This is a genomic window from Cellvibrio sp. ATLC23 (genome assembly GCF_057196725.1).
This window is the reverse complement of sequence record NZ_JBXUOS010000003.1, coordinates 113,786-131,788: the sequence shown is the minus strand read 5'-3', so window position 1 is coordinate 131,788 and position 18,003 is coordinate 113,786. Positions and strand designations below refer to the sequence as shown.

General features: G+C 46.6%; 14 protein-coding genes. 4 read left to right on the top strand and 10 right to left on the bottom strand.

Annotation, left to right across the window (positions count from 1 at the left end; genetic code table 11):
* Positions 1-148 precede the first annotated feature (148 nt).
* From AC2CG4_RS06130 to AC2CG4_RS06115, 4 genes are read left to right on the top strand one after another with little or no spacing between them, the layout of a single operon-like run.
* On the top strand, positions 149-1,225 hold the full coding sequence (locus AC2CG4_RS06130) for an XdhC family protein (protein WP_484485410.1): 1,077 nt from the start codon (positions 149-151) through the stop codon (positions 1,223-1,225).
* A complete protein-coding gene (locus AC2CG4_RS06125) occupies positions 1,222-1,851 on the top strand; it encodes a nucleotidyltransferase family protein (protein WP_484485409.1) in 630 nt (209 codons plus the stop codon). The genes AC2CG4_RS06130 and AC2CG4_RS06125 overlap by 4 nt, the downstream gene beginning before the upstream one ends.
* Positions 1,848-2,312 (top strand): (2Fe-2S)-binding protein, encoded by a 465-nt coding sequence (locus tag AC2CG4_RS06120; protein ID WP_484485408.1) that lies wholly within the window; start codon positions 1,848-1,850, stop codon positions 2,310-2,312. The genes AC2CG4_RS06125 and AC2CG4_RS06120 overlap by 4 nt, the downstream gene beginning before the upstream one ends.
* Entirely contained in the window at positions 2,312-4,516 is a 2,205-nt protein-coding gene (locus AC2CG4_RS06115) for a xanthine dehydrogenase family protein molybdopterin-binding subunit (protein WP_484485407.1), read from the top strand. The genes AC2CG4_RS06120 and AC2CG4_RS06115 overlap by 1 nt, the downstream gene beginning before the upstream one ends.
* Before the next feature lie 60 nt (positions 4,517-4,576).
* On the opposite strand, the gene AC2CG4_RS06110 is transcribed toward AC2CG4_RS06115, so the two are convergent.
* The 10 genes from AC2CG4_RS06110 to AC2CG4_RS06065 form a co-directional block, all read right to left on the bottom strand.
* Entirely contained in the window at positions 4,577-5,650 is a 1,074-nt protein-coding gene (locus tag AC2CG4_RS06110; protein WP_484485406.1) for an SGNH/GDSL hydrolase family protein, read from the bottom strand.
* Between the two features lie 104 nt (positions 5,651-5,754).
* The gene (locus AC2CG4_RS06105; protein ID WP_484485405.1) at positions 5,755-6,618 is read right to left on the bottom strand and encodes a sugar phosphate isomerase/epimerase family protein; all 864 of its coding nucleotides are present in this window, start codon (positions 6,616-6,618) and stop codon (positions 5,755-5,757) included.
* Positions 6,619-6,681: 63 nt separating this feature from the next.
* A complete protein-coding gene (locus AC2CG4_RS06100; RefSeq protein ID WP_484485404.1) occupies positions 6,682-8,415 on the bottom strand; it encodes a GMC oxidoreductase in 1,734 nt (577 codons plus the stop codon).
* A gap of 68 nt (positions 8,416-8,483) precedes the next feature.
* The gene (locus AC2CG4_RS06095) at positions 8,484-9,083 is read right to left on the bottom strand and encodes a gluconate 2-dehydrogenase subunit 3 family protein (RefSeq protein WP_484485403.1); all 600 of its coding nucleotides are present in this window, start codon (positions 9,081-9,083) and stop codon (positions 8,484-8,486) included.
* 295 nt (positions 9,084-9,378) lie between these two features.
* Positions 9,379-10,002 carry an AGE family epimerase/isomerase gene (locus tag AC2CG4_RS06090; RefSeq protein WP_484485402.1) on the bottom strand — a complete coding sequence of 208 codons (624 nt, stop codon included), beginning with the start codon at positions 10,000-10,002 and terminating at the stop codon, positions 9,379-9,381.
* A gap of 195 nt (positions 10,003-10,197) precedes the next feature.
* Positions 10,198-10,704 carry a hypothetical protein gene (locus AC2CG4_RS06085; protein WP_484485401.1) on the bottom strand — a complete coding sequence of 169 codons (507 nt, stop codon included), beginning with the start codon at positions 10,702-10,704 and terminating at the stop codon, positions 10,198-10,200.
* 76 nt (positions 10,705-10,780) lie between these two features.
* Positions 10,781-12,601 (bottom strand): arylsulfatase, encoded by a 1,821-nt coding sequence (locus AC2CG4_RS06080; protein ID WP_484485400.1) that lies wholly within the window; start codon positions 12,599-12,601, stop codon positions 10,781-10,783.
* A 77-nt stretch (positions 12,602-12,678) separates the two neighbouring features.
* Positions 12,679-15,669 (bottom strand): TonB-dependent receptor, encoded by a 2,991-nt coding sequence (locus AC2CG4_RS06075; RefSeq protein WP_484485399.1) that lies wholly within the window; start codon positions 15,667-15,669, stop codon positions 12,679-12,681.
* Positions 15,670-15,927: 258 nt separating this feature from the next.
* The gene (locus tag AC2CG4_RS06070; RefSeq protein WP_484485398.1) at positions 15,928-16,680 is read right to left on the bottom strand and encodes an alpha/beta fold hydrolase; all 753 of its coding nucleotides are present in this window, start codon (positions 16,678-16,680) and stop codon (positions 15,928-15,930) included.
* Positions 16,681-16,719: 39 nt separating this feature from the next.
* Positions 16,720-17,832 carry a DUF2817 domain-containing protein gene (locus tag AC2CG4_RS06065; RefSeq protein WP_484485397.1) on the bottom strand — a complete coding sequence of 371 codons (1,113 nt, stop codon included), beginning with the start codon at positions 17,830-17,832 and terminating at the stop codon, positions 16,720-16,722.
* Positions 17,833-18,003 lie beyond the last annotated feature (171 nt).

Genomic DNA, 18,003 nt, shown 5'->3' with positions numbered 1-18,003 from the left:
GTGTTATCGCGAAAAAAGCATTCAGTATTCTGGATGCTTTTTTTGATGGCTGTTTAGTTTTGTTAATCCCGCTTTCATTATCAGCCTGTCGGTGGGATTATCTATCGCCAGAGTAGGCCGATAAGCGAAATAATAGGGATGCCTGTTTATGTCTAATCATTTTTACCATTTGCTTAACACTTGGTTGCCGCTGAAAAACGAGGCTAACTGGGTGCTGGGTGCGGTGATTGATACACGCGGATCCGTCTACCGTAAAACCGGGTCACTTATGTTGCTCAGTGATGCCGGGCATCAATTAGGGTTATTAAGCGGTGGCTGTATAGAATCAGATTTACTATTGCAAGCGCGCAAAGTGGTGGCGCTGGGTAAATCGCGCCGAGTGATTTACGACGCAGCGGACGATAGCAATATCGCTTGGCGACTTGGTATAGGTTGTGGTGGCGCAGCGGAAATTTTGTTGCATCCCTGCAATCTACTTAATGAATATCTGCAGTTACCTGCTGTATTGGCTTGTTTACAACAACAGCAAGCCTGTGATTATTCACTGCAGCTCGACCACGCCCATGCAACTTTTACAACCTGCCCACGAAAATTCTCACAGCGCCAGCAGGGGCATATGCAACTTAGTTCTGCCGTGCATGATGAAACAGCGCGCGATAAAAAAATTCTAGCCACGTTAATTAATCCGCTGCCGCATTTATTAATTCTTGGTAGTGGTGTAGATCTTATTCCTTTGTGCCAATTGGCGCTGACCTTAGGTTGGCGAGTCACATTGGCGGATCAGCGCTTAAACGCTACCAAGCGGGAAAATTTTCCAGCGGCTATTAACGCACTGAATTTATCGCCAGCGGAATTGCACAGTGATCTATTGCAACAAATTGATGGCTTGGTCATTGCGCATCACAATATGAATTTGGATGCTGCGGCAATTGCGGTTTTACAGCAGCGCGAAATGATTAACCCCTATATTGGTTTACTCGGCCCAAGTAAACGCAAAGCCGATGTTTTGGCTGTGGCCGGTTTGAGTGAAACACAATTACGTTACCCCATTGCTGGGCCGATGGGGCTAGCATTGGGTGGCGATTTGCCTGAAAGTATTGCGCTATCGGTGCTAGCTGAATGCCATGCAAAAATATTTGGCAGTAGTGCTCTACCATTAAGTGAAATGATGTCGAGTTGTGCAACTGGTCATCAGGCCAACGCCTTAATGGCGGTGGCGCGATGAACGCAAACAATGCAGCTATCGATTGTTTAATTCTTGCGGCGGGCAGTGCGAGCCGTTTTGGCGGTTGTAAACAATTGGCTAATTGGCAGGGGCGGCCACTACTCGCTGCCTGCATTGCGGCGGCGCGAACGCTTGAACCGGAACGTATTTTGATTATAGGCGGCGCCTATTATTCCCAGCTGTTGCAGTCGTTACCTGAGTTGGACGTAAATGCAACAGAAATTAATGATCGCGCAATTGAGTTACTGGAATTCCCCGCGTGGAAATTGGGTGTGGGGAATTCACTCTCATTTGGTATTAAATATTTGCAAAACAATAATCCGGTATTGGTGATGTTGGGCGACCAGCCGTTAATTAGTGCGCAGGATTTGCGTGCGCTGTATCGCAGCTGGTGCAGCAATCCCGAGCAGATTGCCTGCGCTAGTTTTGCTAATACCCTAGGTGTACCCGCTATTTTTCCGGCGCAATTTAAGGCCCAGTTGTATCAATGCCGTGGCGATCAGGGCGCAAAAAAAATATTGTTAGATTGTTCTAGTCAGGTTATTCCTGTCGCCATGCCATCGGCTGAGTTTGATATAGATACGCCAGCCGATCTCACTACTTTATTGCCAAGGAGTTCTCCATGATTTCGCTTACAATTAATGGCAAAACCCACGAGTTGGATATAGCCCCGGATACGCCTTTGCTTTGGGCGCTGCGCGATGAATTACAGCTGACTGGCACTAAATTAGGTTGCGGTATGGCGCAGTGTGGTGCTTGCACCGTGCATATGAATGGCAGCCCGATACGCTCTTGCAGTTTGCCGATCTCTGCGGCGGCAGGTGCCAAAATTGAAACAATTGAGGGAATAGACTCTCCTGCTTTTCAAGCAGTGCAACAAGCATGGCGCGAATTGGATGTGGTGCAGTGCGGTTACTGTCAGTCAGGACAAATCATGTCGGCTACGGCGCTGCTGCAAAACAATAAAAAACCTACCGATGCCGAAATCGATTCGGCCATGAGTGGAAACCTGTGCCGCTGCGCGACCTATCATCGAATTCGCGGCGCGATTCATCAAGCCGCAGAAAAACTGGGAGTTAAAGCCTGATGAACTTCCTTAAACGACAAGCTATTCAAGCCCAACAAAATACTGGCTCATCTGTTGTATCGCGCCGCACATTTTTGCAGGCGGTTGGCGCGGGTGGCGGATTCATTATTGGCAGTGGTTTTCTCGCGGGCGGCGCAACGGCCGCAACAACCGGCGGCACAATAGAAAAATCCAGCGCGCTTGATGCACCGGTATTTAACGCATTTATAAAAATTACGCCCGACAGCAAAGTCACTATGGTGGTAAAACATCTGGACATGGGGCAGGGCGTTAGCACAGGTTTGGCGGCGATTGTTGCAGAAGAGCTGGATGCAAGCTGGGAGCAAATGGATTGGGAATTTGCGCCTGCGGATGCTGCTCGCTACAACAATTTATTTTGGGGCCCAACCCAAGGCACTGGCGGTTCGTCATCAATCGCCAACTCCTGGATGCAGTTGCGTGAGGCAGGTGCAGCGGCGCGCGCTATGTTAGTGTCCGCAGCAGCGGCGCAATGGAAAGTTCCCGCCAGTGAAATTCAGGTCAGCAAAGGTGTAGTAAACCATGGAACCAAAAACGCCACTTTTGAGCAGTTGGTTGGCAAGGCTGCAACCATGCCCACGCCACAGAAACCAGCGCTAAAAGATCCTAAAGATTTTCAGCTGCTAGGGAAAACTATTCCGCGTCAAGACAGTTTTGAAAAGACGAATGGCACCGCTGTTTACACTCAGGATATTCAATTCCCCGGCATGCTCACCGCCGTGGTTGCTTATCCGCCGCAAATTTTTGGCAAAGTAAAAAAACTCGAAGCTGCTAAAGCCAAAGCCGCTGCCGGTGTGGTCGCCGTAGTGGAAATTCCGCGCGGTGTTGCAGTTGTTGCGAAAAGTTTTTGGGCTGCGAATCAAGCGCGAAAATTATTGCAAATCGAGTGGGATTTATCTGCTTGTGAAACTCGCGACAGCGAAGCGTTATTTGCTGCAGCTCATGCCGCAGCAGAAAAGACCGGGCACATTGCTAAAACAAATGGTGATGCAGTAGCAAACCTGAGTGCGGCAAAAAATATTATCGAAGCCAAATACGAATTGCCCTACTTGGCGCACGCGCCTATTGAGCCGCTCAACTGCGTCGTAAAAGCCGATAAAACCCAGTGCGAAATGTGGTACGCCTGCCAGATGCCTACCATCGATCAAAATGAAGTTGGCAAGCTTTTGGGTTTAAAGCCGGAGCAGGTAAAAATTAATACGCTCTACGCAGGCGGCAGTTTTGGTCGCCGCGCCTGTGCGAGTGATTATGTGCTCGATGCTGCCGCTATTGCCAAACAGCTGACCGGGCGCGCGGTAAAAATGGTGTGGACGCGCGAAGATGAAATGTTAAATGCGCGTTATCGACCAATGGCTGTTCATCACATTCGCGGCGCAGTTACAGACGAGGGCGCGCTGGTGTGGCAGCACCATGCGGTAGCCCCATCGATTTTGCGCGGCACGCCTTTTGAGGGCATGATAAGAGGCCCGCTCGATGGCACTGTAGTTGAAGGCATTGAAGATATGCACTACACAATCCCGCATTTGCAGGTGCAGGGCACTGAGTTGTCGGTAAAAGTGCCTACACTCTGGTGGCGCTCAGTGGGGCATTCCGGCAATGCATTTGTGGTGGAAACTTTTGTCGATCAACTCGCCAAGGCAGCCAAAAAAGATCCGGTTATTTTTCGCCGCGAATTATTGGTTAAAGAGCCCCGTGCATTAGGTGTACTAAATCTTGCTGCAGAAAAATCAAATTGGAAAAAAGCGTTGCCTAAGGGTGTAAGCCGTGGCATTGCCGTACATAAGTCTTTTGGAACCTGGGTCGCACAAGTCGCTGAAGTGCGAGTGAATGCCGATAAAACGTTTAAAGTTGAACGCGTAGTGTGTGCTGTTGATTGTGGTGTTGCTGTAACACCTGATGTGATTCGTGCGCAAATGGAAGGTGGAATCGGCATGGGTTTAAGCGCAGCGCTAGGCGAAGCTATCACCTTAAAAAATGGTGTGGTCGAACAAACGAATTATCACCAATATCAACTCATGCGCATCAACGCTATGCCAAACATAGAAGTACACATAGTTCCTTCGGCAGAAATGCCGTCAGGCGTCGGCGAACCGGGTTTGCCGCCCATTGCAGGCGCTGTGGCAAATGCGTTATTTGCGGCTACCGGAAAACCTGTGACTAAATTGCCGCTGGGTACAAAAGCTTAAAGTATTTTTTAGCTTGAAGATAAAAAAACGCCGCTGGTTTTGCCAGCGGCTTTTTTAAAGTTACCAGATTTTGTTTTTCGTTATATGTTTGATAATCAACTCCGCTAGTAGTTCATCATCTTTTTTTGACGGGTGCCAATGGCAGCCTTGGAAATCCAAGCCGCTGAAAATAATGGAATCGATATTTTTCATGTCGGAGGATTTTAGCTGTTCAAGCACATTGGTCATTTGATTCGCAATTTCATTTTCAGCATTGGTTGATGCCATTAAGATAAATTGGGCTTTGGGGTTTTTACGTTGTAAGAATTTTACAAACTCCACATACTTTTTGACGTAATCCTGCTGCAGTTCTTCGCGTGTTTTCCAGCGTTCGCCATCGTTGATTTTGGTGGAAAAATCGTTAGTGCCCAAACCTATCACAATCACTTTTGGCTGCCAGTCGCTGTGGTAGATGTAATTGTTGTTATACAAAGTGAATGGGTACAGGCCAATCAGGTTTTTGTCCGGTGAGTGGCCGTTGTAATTGCGTACTATGCCAAAACCGGAAGACGCGTTGATTTGATAGTCCGCATTAAAGTGTTTCGCGATCAAAGGGCCAAATGCCAATTGGGAATTGGTGGTTTCAAACAGTTGTTCATTGTTGCATTCACGGCTAGGTGAGATATTGCCGTAACCGACGGTGTAGGAGTCGCCGATAAATTCTATTTGGCGTTGTCTGGTGTTTAGTTTTAATGGCTTGTCATCGCTATAAAATCCGAGGAAGCGACCGCTGCTGGATTGGGTTTCGCTGATTTTCTCCAGTCTTACATAATGTTTTCCCGCAGTAAGATCTTGCACCACAAAATCATTTTTGCCGGGCTTTTTGATGGTGATAGGCGAGCCATTATCAACTATTAATTGAAAGTTATTTTGGTCATCATCAAATTTGAGTGTAAGTGAATCACCTTTAAATGCGGTTTCAAAATAAATAGATGGCCAGGAGTATTCATAGGTTTTATTGCCGTCGCTATTAGTTTCTACGAGCACTCGCCCGCCAATATGAAGTGGAAGTTGACTGAGGTCCGCACTCGCTGCCCAGAGTGCGGGTGCAAAAATAAGACCTAATAACAAACCATAGCATGTTAATTTTTTCATATTTATTCTCGTGTCTATCAACTCTTTAACCTGTGCTGTTAAAAACAAACCCGCTACCAGTATTCATTTGGCAGCGGTTTTTGATTGTGTATCAATAAAGAGTGTTATTTCATCTCGGCAATGACTTTTTGTAAACCTTTGAGTGATGCTTCAACGCTTTGCATTGGGCTCATGTCTTTTGGATAAGACTCTTGCTCTACCACTAACCAAAGTGTGCCGCCGTAGGTTTTATTGGCTTCAATCAGCGCTTTCCAATCAGTCGTGTCTTGCCCAATGATCGGATGCTCAGTATTGCCTTCCGCAGGTGCGGACGCTTTGTAGTGGGTGGTAATAGTGCGCCCTGGATAGGCTTTAATAAACGCGATTGGATCTTTACCTGCTACTTCAGTCCAACCTACATCTTGCTGCAAAATTACATCACTTTCAGTATTGATACCAATCACATCCCAAGGAGTTTTGCCCATCTCGCCGAGCATTTCTACGGTGTGATTGTGATAGCCAGTGTGCATGCCGTGGGCTGCCAATTTCTTTTGGACTGCGTCCAAATCGGCGGCGACTTGTTTCGCGCCTTCGGGTGTTGCAGCGCGATTATCCATAGGGATAATTAGATATTTGCAATCGATGGCTTTGTAAAACGCGACTGTTGCATCAAAATTTTCAGGCGACAATTTATCAAAATGCACATGTGCGCCCGATGCTTTCAAACCGGTCTTTTCCAAAAATGCTTTTAAACCCTTGGGGTCTTTTTCGTACGCACCAAAGTTTCCGGCAAACTCTACACCATCAAAACCCATGGCCTTGAGTTGTTTTAAGGTGCCTTCAAAGTCGGCTGCAACAGCATCTTTCACTGACCAGAGTTGCACACTCAGCTGTGGTGAGGTGGGTGCAACATCGGCGGCAAAGCTTGCCATGCTGACGCTAGCAATTGCGGCCATAGTGATGGCTTTGATGGTGTTAGATAATTTCATGTCGAGTTCCTTTTTATTGCCTTTGGGATATGTGTTGTTAGTGCTGTAGTTATGGTTTTTTTGCTAGATTTTTCCGAGTTTCAGTTGTTGCACTGCATAGTCGGCGGCGCGTGCGGTAAGCGCCATATAAGTCAGCGATGGATTTTGCGAGGCGCAAGATGCCATGGAAGAGCCATCGGTGACAAATAGGTTAGGTACATCGTGCGCCTGATTCCAGCCGTTGAGTACGGACGTTTTTGGATCTTTCCCCATGCGCGCAGTACCCATTTCGTGAATGGCGAGGCCGGGATGCCAATCTTTTTTAGCTTCGATTTTTTTAGTTATATCTTTTACGCCAATGCCTTCTAAAATTTCGGCACAGGTATCGGCTATATCTTCAAACATTTTCCAATCGTTTTCGGAAAGGTCGCACTCGATATGCAATTGCGGCATGCCCCATTTGTCTTTTAATGTGGGGTGCAGGGAAACCTGGTTTTCATAACGCGGCAGCATTTCACCCGAGCCGCCCAAATTGAATATCCAGCTGCCTGCGCTGCGAATCGCTTTTTTGTAGTCTGCGCCAAAACCGTCGCGCTCACTAAATTGATCCCAGCCTTCGCGCATTGCACTGCCCGTTAATTGATAACCGCGCAGGAAGTTGGGATTCATTTCGCTGTAATTAGTAAAGCGTGGCATCACCAAACCCGTGGGGCGGCGGCCGGAATAATATTCGTCTTCAAAACCTTCAACACGGCCAGATGCGCCCGCGCCGTAAAGGTGATCCATTAAATAATGGCCGAGTGCGCCAGAGGAATTGGCGATACCGGTAGGAAAACTTTCGCTCACCGAGTTGAGCATGATTTGTGTTGTGCCGAGTGTGGAAGCGCAGAGAAAAATCACTTTGGCAAAATATTCACGTGTCTCCAGTGTTTCTGCATCGATTACCCGCACACCGGTAGCACGATTGGTCTTTGGATCGTAAATAACACTGTGCACAATACTGTTGGTGGCAATGGTTAAATTATTAGTGGCCAGCGCCGCAGGCAGTGTTGAGCTTTGGGTAGAAAAATAAGCACCGAACGAGCAGCCTTTTTGGCACTCATTACGCGCCTGACATTGAATGCGCCCCTGCGCGGTGTGATGTGGAGCGGGCACCGATAAATGCGCAGTGCGACCCATAATAAGTTTGCGCGTTTTCCATTTTTTCTCGATGCGCTTTTTCATTTCTTTTTCGACCGCATTCATTTCAAACGGTGGCAGAAATTTACTATCGGGTAGCGCAGGGTTGTTTTCTACAGAACCACTAATGCCCGCATGAACTTCGACATGGTCGTACCATTGTTCAATATCTTTGTAACGAATGGGCCAGTCCACGCCGTGGCCGTCGCGCGCATTGGCGGTAAAGTCATGTTCACTCCAGCGATAGGATTGGCGATGCCAGATGAGGGATTTTCCGCCCAGTTGATTGCCGCGAATCCAGTCGAAGGGTTTGTCTTTGGGTGTGCTGTAGGGATAGTCTTTGTCATTGCCAAAAAAATGTTTGGTGGCATCGTTAAAGGCGTAACATTTTTTTTGCACATAATGCTGCTCATCAACAGTGCTGTTTTCAACTCTGCCGCGAAAAGGCATCTGCCAGGGTTTCAAGCCTTCGCCGACATAATCTTTGCGATGTTCAACCGGACGGCCGCGTTCGACCATTAAAGTTTTTAACCCTTTTTCAGTTAGTTCTTTGGCGGCCCAGCCACCGGAAATACCAGAGCCGACGACAATTGCATCAAAAATTTCGCTGCTTTTAATGATGTAAATATTTTTATTCATGAGATGACTTCGCAAAAAAGTTAACGGATCAAATTAGGATGTCTGTGCACACTGGCCAGATGATTGATTTATTGCGGCAGCGCCCAGGCTTTGCCGACATCCTTGAATTTGAAATTACCTTTGTAGCCGCCGGGAATGGCGAGGTAAGCCAACTCTTGCGTGGCGCCGATTTCCGAGGTGTAGTAACCAAAGGTTACCAAGGCTTTAAATTGTTTAAAAAACTTGCGGTCAGCAGCGGTAAAACCATCGCTCGCTTGTTCCATTTTGGTGAGCAATTCGATTTGCTGGTCTTTGCTGGCAGATAAAAAAGATTTACTCAGCCGTGCTTGGGCTGATTCATCGATGCGTTTTAATCCGCTTAACAGTGCTTGCTGTTCGCTGGGGTTTGCACAGTAGGCAACAAAGTGATTAATAAAATCGTGCACGCCTGCGGCAATGGCGCCGGGGGTATCGGTAGTGGGAATAATAATCTCACCCAGCTCGCGCACCAGTGCTAATTGATCGCTATTGAGCAGTGTTTTTTTGCTGCGGGTGAAATCCGTTGGTGGGGTAAAACTCGCCGCCAATGCTGATAGTGAATTGGCCGAGAGTGCCAAACCACAGGCTAGAGCAAGTTGTTTAATGGTATCGCGGCGCGAAATGCCCGCGGATAGAGCAGAGTGGGTCATGTAAGCCTCGTGCTTATTCTAGGTTTTGAAGTTCAGGCGCGACCTTGACGGTGTTTCATTCCCCTGTCCCAAGCGAATGCGGAGCTGCCCTCAGAAGGGGGGAAGCATGCATTGAAGTCTAGTTCTAGATCTGGTTAAGAGGGGTCAATATTTGTAAATATGTAACCGATTTCATTTCGTTGCAAAAACTTTTCTTTTTTTTAGAACTATTTGATCTATATTTTTATGTGCGATAAGACGTAATAAATGCGCATAAGAACAGTATTCCAAGGTAATCATTCTATTTGCGCATCTGTTATGGCGCTCTGTTATGAGTTTTGTGTGCGATGGTTTTTGGGGCGGTATCGTTGTCAAGCAGATAGCGTATTGCTTCGGTAATGTGGTATGAAGACTTGCCTTTGCTGCCTTTTAGTTCATCCATAATAGGTTGATTGTTTTTATCAATATAAAAAAACTCTCCACCTATTTTGTAATCAATAAAGTGTTCAAAATAAAACCTCTCCAGAGTGGCAAGTTCGCCGCTGTGACGATCTGTGTCATAGGATAGTGCAATCAGCGCTTCTGAGTGTTGCCACCAGGATTTTTTTTCTGATAGAACTGCGTCATCTGTTGGATTAACATTTTCAAAAAAACCGCCGTTCTTTTTGTCCCATACTGGCTTGGCTAAGGTGATGTCTATGATGTGCTCACCTAGCTGGCGATAGTACTGGCGGTCTTCTTTCGGTAAAAAATTCCACTCGTGTGAACGCAGTAGAAACCAGGCCAGTTGAAAGTTGTGGCCGGGGCTAACACTAAAGCATATCTCATCCTGCTCCTTTTGTTCGCAGGGTTTCCATTGGCGATTAAATTTTGCATTGATCCATCCGTTTTCTTCACTCCATATGTGATGGCGCATAATAATCTGCAGGTTTTCTTGCAAAAACGGTTGATACTTTGCGCGATTCCTAGTGTCGGACAACCAAAGGTTTCCCATGTAAGCCGATATGGGATAGATAAGCGATTGAATTGATTTCTCTGCGGTTTGTTGGCCTGAACTAAGCGAATAATTGTTGTAGAAGCCGCCGTATTGGCGATCATGAAATCGGCGCACAAATGCGTCATGTAAACCGTGAATTTATTTAAGTAAATTTGCATCGCCGGTATTGCGATACAACTCAGTTAACCCCGTGAGTCCGTAGGCTTGCTGCCATATATCGAGCACGTCATTTGTTTCTGCCACGCCATTGGCTATAGACGGAATAAAATAAGGACCAATGTTGTCGCTAGCGACCAGGTTATTTAATAGGTAGTTGGCTGAGTCTTTGGCTTTTTGAATATTTTCCGGAAAATATTTTGCTGAATAAGCAAGGCTATAAATTAACCTGCTCAGGGCGACGGTATGAATACGCGTAGACACTACTGCACCATCATTGGCTATTTCGGAATAATAGGTGTTGAGTTCCTTGTTATAGGCATAGCGGTTGAAAAATTCTAAAGAATTTTTCAATGTGTTTATGCGCAGTCCATCTGTTGATTCGCTGTTTTGGTGGTTGTGCGGTAATGTCGCTGCGAAGCTCTGCCCGGTAAAGGCCAGTACTATAGGCATTAATGATCGAGTAATTACATTAAAAAGTTTGTTCATTTTTATCGGTATTCATCAGGTCAATGTGGATTTTTGGTGTGATATTTTTTTGCGATAGTTAATTGCCATTAAGCAGTTATTCTTTGTATACCACCCTGATGTAGCCAATATTTAACGAGTGCTGCGGGTCAAAATCATTAAAGATAAGTTTAATACTGCTATCTCCTTTAGTTAAATTTAGCTGGCCGACATCGTATTCTTTCCAACTTACAGCCGGAGCTTCATCTGTGTAAGAAAGGCGTTTGCCTTCGTCGATTGCGGCAATATAGGGCTTGAATTTATTCAGCTTTAATGTGTGCTCGCCAATAGTAAGCGCTACTTGCCCTGCCGCTGCATCGGCTGGTGCGAAGTAACCAATATAAAGGTGGTATTTGCCTGTCTGCATTATGCTAATGGGCCAGGAAGCAACGCTTTTATCGGCGCCAATGGTAGTGATCCAATCGTGTGACCAGCCGTATTTAAATTTGTAATCAATGCCGGTTCCCTGCAGTTCTCCTTCATGCGCTGGAAGAAAAGTTTCGGGAAAGTTTTTATAGCCAATATGAATGGGTAGTGGCCGAAATGCACCATGTTCAGCTACAGTTTTTTCGTACCAATTATCATAAACGCTCGACAAGTGACGCAAAACGTCTTTGTTTTTTTCTGCTAGATTATTTTTCTGACTGGGATCAGATTTAACATCAAACAGATACCAGGAATCGGTTTCGTCTAATACCGCGATCCAATTGCCTTGGCGTACTGCTCCAGGGTTATGTTGCACGGGCTGTTGGTCTGGCCTTGTTGTATTGCGGAAATGATGGGTAAATAACATTCGGTCGGAGAAAGTTTTACCGCTGTTTGCGTCGCTATTTAACAGCGGCAGCAAACTTAAACCGTGAATATTGCTTTTTATCGGAAGTCCAACCAAATCCAAAATGGTGGGCACAACATCGATGTGTTGTGCGATGGTGTCAATTTTTGTGGCTTTGTATTTTTCCGGCCAATAAATTGCGAAGGGCACTCTTACTCCGCCTTCGTCTACTTTTCCTTTCCAGCCTTTCATATGGCCATTAAAGCGATGATGTCCATGCCCAAATGCAGGGCCATTATCAGACAGATAAATAACAATGGTGTTCTTTTCTATGCCGAGGGATTTTATTTTCAGTAGTACACGGCCAACATTGTCATCAAGATTTTCCATCATGCCATAAACAGCAGCCGCATTATTATCTATACCCTTGGCTTGGTACTTTTCAAATAATGTTTTTGGCAGCTCATATGGACTGTGGGGAGTATTAAAAGAGAGATAAGTAAAAAAAGGGGTGTGTTTATTTTTTTCTATAAAGGATAGCGCGGCATCTGTTAAACGATCTGGCAAATAACCGGTGTATTTAATGGCTTTGGCATTGTGCTGGATTTTTCCATCAAAATAGCGGGTGATGTGCCCATCTGCGAAACCGTAAAATTCATCGAAGCCTTGTCCGTTTGGACTATAAGGATATTGCAGCCCATTGTGCCACTTACCAAAAATTCCGGTGCTATAACCCTTGTCTTGTAATAGTTCGGCTATTGTATTTTCGGCAATACTTATTTTTTCTCCACCTCGGGTCACACTGAATACACCGGTGGCCAGTGAGTGGCGTCCGGTTAATAAACTTGCTCTTGTTGGTGAGCAAACCGGGCTTACATAAAATCGATCAAACACAACGGATTGGGAGAAGAGACTATCAAGATTTTTAGTGTCTACTATTTTGTTGCCATTGAAACCCAAATCCCCCCAGCCTTGATCATCCGCCATAATCAGTATCACATTGGGCTGAGCGGCTTCTTTTGATATTGAGTGACTGCTAAATGCAAAAAGCAAAAATGAAAAAAAGAGAGGGAAAATACTCTTCCATTTGTTAGTGAAATGAATCATACAAAGCTCCTAAAAAAAAGCCTCCCACACTTCAAAAGTGTGAGAGGAAAGGGGACGCTAAAAAGGATAGTGCTATCTTAAAACCGGACTCTTATGCCTAGGTTTAGACGGCGTTCGTATATATTTTGAGTTACCATCTGCGATTCCCACTGAAGGTAATTGTTCTCATATTCTTCGGTGAGGTTGGTACCTTGCGCAAATAAGGTAATGTTCTCGTTGATGTCGTAACTAATCGAAGCGTCCAAATAGCTTGTTGGCGATTGCCAGTATCCAAACTGAGTCCCCCAAATGTCGCGAGGTCCAATCAGCCGTTTACTGCGATAGTTGTAGGCGAGTCGCGCTTGCAGTGCATCTTTTTCATACCATAAAACGATATTGGCTTGCTCCTCAGAGTTATCTGCTATGGGTAACAGTTCCCCTGCATAACCTTTGTTGGCGCTTTCACTTGGGGCGTAGGTGTAATTAAGGGCTATACCAAAACCATCCCAGCCGCGCGGCAAGAAATCAAACGCTTGTTGATAACCCATTTCCAGGCCTTCAATACTTCCGCCTTGGCCATTTTGGCGCAGAGTAACGGGCAGCATACCTTGCGTGTATTGGCCATCGGAGTCAGGTAGCTCCATTTGTGTGCTGGCAGTTTCGATAAAGGATTCAATATCCATTTTGAATGCTCCAATGCTAAATAAACTGGAGTCGGTGAAATACCATTCAAAAGAAATATCAAAATTGTCCGAGCGCCATGGAGCCATGTTGGGGTTGCCCAAGAGGCTGCCGCTAACTGCTTTAAAACGATTGTTATCATTCGGGTCGATAGTGCGTGTTACTTTTAAGCCCAGCCCCAAATCATTGGCATCTTGATTTGTCATTGTTTTGGAATAGGCAAAGCGTAATTTTTTATCGTCCGCCAAATCAAAGCTAATGTTGGCGCTAGGTAGCCAGTCATCGTATTTATTGACTGTCACGATTTCACCACCAATAACTGGCGGTGCGCCTGAAATTGCTGCTGCACTCGGCACCATGAAGCTATTGCCTTCAAAGTGCTGGGTTGTAGTCAGCTCGGTATTGATATAACGAACGCCTAGATTAGCTTGATATCCAATCCCTGATGCCCCTGTGTCACCTTCAAAATTTGCTTGTAAGTAAAAGGCTTCGGTTTGTTCATTAACCGCAAAAGTTTGCGTTGGCAAAGGCGCTTCAATGTGACCTGGGTATATGGCTTCATGAAAAGCAAAGGTGTTATCCATAGCCTTGGGGTCAACAAAATAAAAGCCGCCTGCTGGTAGGCCTTTTGCCGGGCCGAAATCATCCTCTTGAATAATCCAGCCGCGCTCGTCTAGTCCGGGCGCTGTGGATGTGCTGGTGGTATCTGCAGTAAAAGGTAGATAGCTGCCATTAGACAGGGTGCCCCATTTTCCGGCGGGATCTTTCCATTTGGCATAACCGATCTGGCCGGTTTGATTATTGGTAAAAGGTGCGACTAGATCATAGGAGTTGCGTGCAATGTCGCGATCGGAAACACGAATGCCCGCATCAATGGATTTAATGTCAGTCCACTCAAATTCATAGCTTGCATCTGCGCGCAGTGCGTCCATATCCGTTTCGGCGCGATAGTTATTCTCCGAATAGAGCGAGACAAGGGAATAATTTTCTTTGGTAATTGTGCCTACCTTGGAGAAATCCCAAGCTGGATGTTGTCCCGTGTAGTCAACGGTAATCGGAACTCCGTTTCGTCCGCCAGTGTTGCCTGCATAAAAGTTTAGCGGTTGCCCGGCCAGGCCGCGCTGATTCACGGCGACCAGACCATCGCCGAAATTGGCTGTAGCTCCAACCTGCGAACGACCATCTGATATATAGGAGTCTGCATAGCTATTTATGCGATCTGAATTTGCGGAACCCGAGAGATAGCGCACAGAGCCAGTGAATGGCCCACCATTATCAAATTTCAGTTCAACATTGGCGTTTAATGAGTCGCTAAAAGTGTTTTCTGTTTTGGCGTAAGCCATCACCCTGCGTGCCTCAAGCTCGGCTTTTTGTACAGTATGAAAACCGGGTTCTACTTCGGTGGTAACCAACGGATTAAACCAACCCCATTCACGCCATGAATTACTGGCAACAAAGCCTACTGAGCGATTGTATTCATCCATTTCGGTGTAAAACACATCGGCAATTAATTCAAATGAATCTGCCAGCGCAACTTGGGTAGATAAAGAGGCTCCCAAGCGATCTCGTTCCGTGAAACGATTTAGTCCGGAGTGCCCCTGAAATGCCACATAAGTATCTTGAGTGTCACCGTCGTGGTTAGCGTCATAACTATTTTGGGGGTTGCTGCCATGACCGATACTCCATGCCCAGGATTCATTTGGTAAGCCCAGCCAGTCGGGGTTTACACTACCTAATTGGTAGTTGGCTAAATTAGATGTTGACGCGCTTACGGTAGCCACTACACCAAACGCGTCGTCGTTATTCCAGCCAACAAATACTGAGCTTTTTGGATCAAGCTCGCTGGAGTAAGAGCCCGTTGATGCTTCAAGTGAGCCTGCTGCGGTCAAACCGTCGCTCAGATCGAAAGGGCGACGAGTTTTTAAATTAACTGTACCGGAAATGCCACCGCTGGCTATATCGGCAGTGGAGGATTTGATGACGTCCACCCCGGATAATAAAGTCGCAGGTATATCGGTAAAATCGGGCTGAGTAGTCGTAATGGAGCCGGCACTAATAAATTGTTCACCATTCAATTGCACCCCTACCTGGGGCATGCCACGCACGTTAATTGTTGAGCCTTCCCCAGCAGAGCGTCTGATTTGTACCCCTGGCACTCGCTGTAGTGAGTCTGCAATTGTTGTATCAGGCAGCTTGCCCACATCTTCAGCTGAAATAGAATCTACAATTTTATTGGATTCACGCTTGATATCGACTGCCCTGCTTATCGCTCCTTTGATACCCAATACTACAATTTCTTCGACCTGATCTGTGTCATTGCTTGCCATAGAGAATGGCGATGAAGCCACTCCATAAAATGCAATGATTTTGGTTAATAGTTTTATTTTATTGCGCGAAGTATTTCTCATGGAGCACTCCAGTAGCTGATTATTGTTAGAAATCTCATTCGTGTATTGCATGTGTTTTTCATCTAACACTAAAACCAAATGTATATGTAACCGTTTACACAAACAAGTGATTTTTTATGTTTTATTTTGATATTAATAATATAAAAAATGGTAACTCTATGTTTTGTATAAAGAAGTTTTGAGGCTGTCTTACTTGATGGATTGGTAACCGGTTACAGTTATGTGATTTTATGAGAGCGGTGTCCGTAATTAATACGGTTAAGTGTGTTGATTGATCCAGCTTGCCAGGTGTTTGATCGACCACAGCGGATCATCCATTGGTAAGTCGTGCCCGGCGGACGGGTGTTTATGGATGGGCCAGCCAAATTGCGCGGCTATGGCCTCGCTTGCGCGCACGCTGACCATGCGGTCGTGTTGGCTTGCTAATACAAGGCCATTCACTGTGCAGGTGGCTTGTGGGTGAAATTGGGCTGCGGCGCGCAGCATGGTCACAATCGTTGCGCGGGTGACAGGGCGCTGTTGCTGGATACTCAGCCACTGCTCTAAATGCTGCGCATAATCTGCAGTGTTATTGCTGACGATTTTTAAGACCCGCGCCTCGCGTGTTCGGCTATCGCTTAGCAGCGCACTTATCATGGTTGGCCATGCCGTAGGCCGCAGGCGCCACCAAAAAGGTTGGTTGCCCGCGCTGGAGTTAATTAACACTAATCCGCGCAATTCTTGTGGGTAGCGCTGCGCCCAATCGAGTGCAACCATGCCACCCATCGAAATGCCTATCACGTAGACTGCTTCATTGCGCGTAGTGATTGCGGCTATATCGATTGCGGCGCGCGCATGATCGGTCATGGCGGCAATGGATGTGAGTGCGGGCTGCTGAAAATATTTTCCGCAGCCGGGGAAATCGACTAAATGAATTTGGCAGTTGTCGCCCAGTGCCTGTTGCAGTTGTGCGGGGAAATTTAGCCAGTGGTCGGCTTCACGTGCGAGGCCGCGCAATAAAATTAACTGCATTTATTCAACCTCTCTGTACTTTCAAAAACTCACCTGTTTTCAAAACCACAGACTCTTAGCGGTTTGCGCCAGTATTTCTGCGTGTTTTTTATCGGGCAGCCAGTGGGCGTGGTTGAGCGTGGCGGCCAGCATAAAATCCAACAAGACAATATGGCGGCGCAATACCCGTGTGTGGCGATGTTGAATTTGCGGATTAAATAATCCCGCCATATTAAACAGTTGACGCGGACTTTTTTTCACCCACATCCAGGAACCCATCTCCAGGGTTAGCGGTAAAAAATGTGGTTGGTTTTGCGCGCGCGATTGGTAGTAAAAATAGTCCCACAGATCGCCGTGGGATAAATAATGAATTGATTGCGGTTCAAATAAATAGGTGTGATTTGGGTAACTTCGCTCCCACAACATTTTTAATGCAATATATTCAGCAATATTACCAATGGCTTTTTTGCGATAGGCATGTGGAAACCAGAGGCGATCTTGCATGCCCAAGCCTGAGTGCAAATCGAGCACTGTGGCAAACGGGCGATTAAACACTTGCCGCCGGATGACGCGCTCCAATGCGCTATTTTCTGCTTCCATCTGCCCGCGTTTACGCCCGCGATACCAGGGCAAAAATGGCCCGAGCCTGTGGCCGCCGCCAAGCAGCGGCACTGGGCCTTCGGCATCAATCGGCGCATTGCGATTTAAATCCACGCCATTGCCATTGGCGCGCTGATTTAAATACATCCCCACCGGATTCATTATCGGCATGATCACTAATTGCAGTTGTTGCAACTGCTGTTGCACACCTGTATCCCACCGCAGCCGCTCCAGCAGAGATTGCAGCCATGCGATCAATACCTGGCTGCCGATCCGTTCAATGCCGTGAATGCCACCGGTAAGCAATAGGGTTGGCGCGCTGGGCGCACTTGAGCCGAGCCTGAGTGAGTAGAGCGGGAATTCCATCGCGCCATGCTGCACGGTAGTTTCGCAACAGGCGTGCAGCAGGTGGCTGTGCTCGCCTATCAGCTGCTCCAGTTGTAACAGCTCGGGAATTTTTTGGTGGAAATCTTGTTGCACGTCGGCGCTGCGAAAACAGGGTTGCTCCACAGCGGTAATTATTTCGCGATTGGTCATAAGCAGTGCCGCAACAATCTTGGGTGTGCTGAGCATAGCGGGTTTTGTCCGCTATTCGTTTACAGTTTTGTGACGCTATTGGATTGTTCGTTAACCCGTTTATCGAGCGATGGTGTGTATCTTGTCGTGTAGGGGTTTGCTGCGGCTTTATGCCTAACCTATGATAGGTGGGCTTTTAGCAATTTAGTGGCAGGCGCTCGTCTTGCC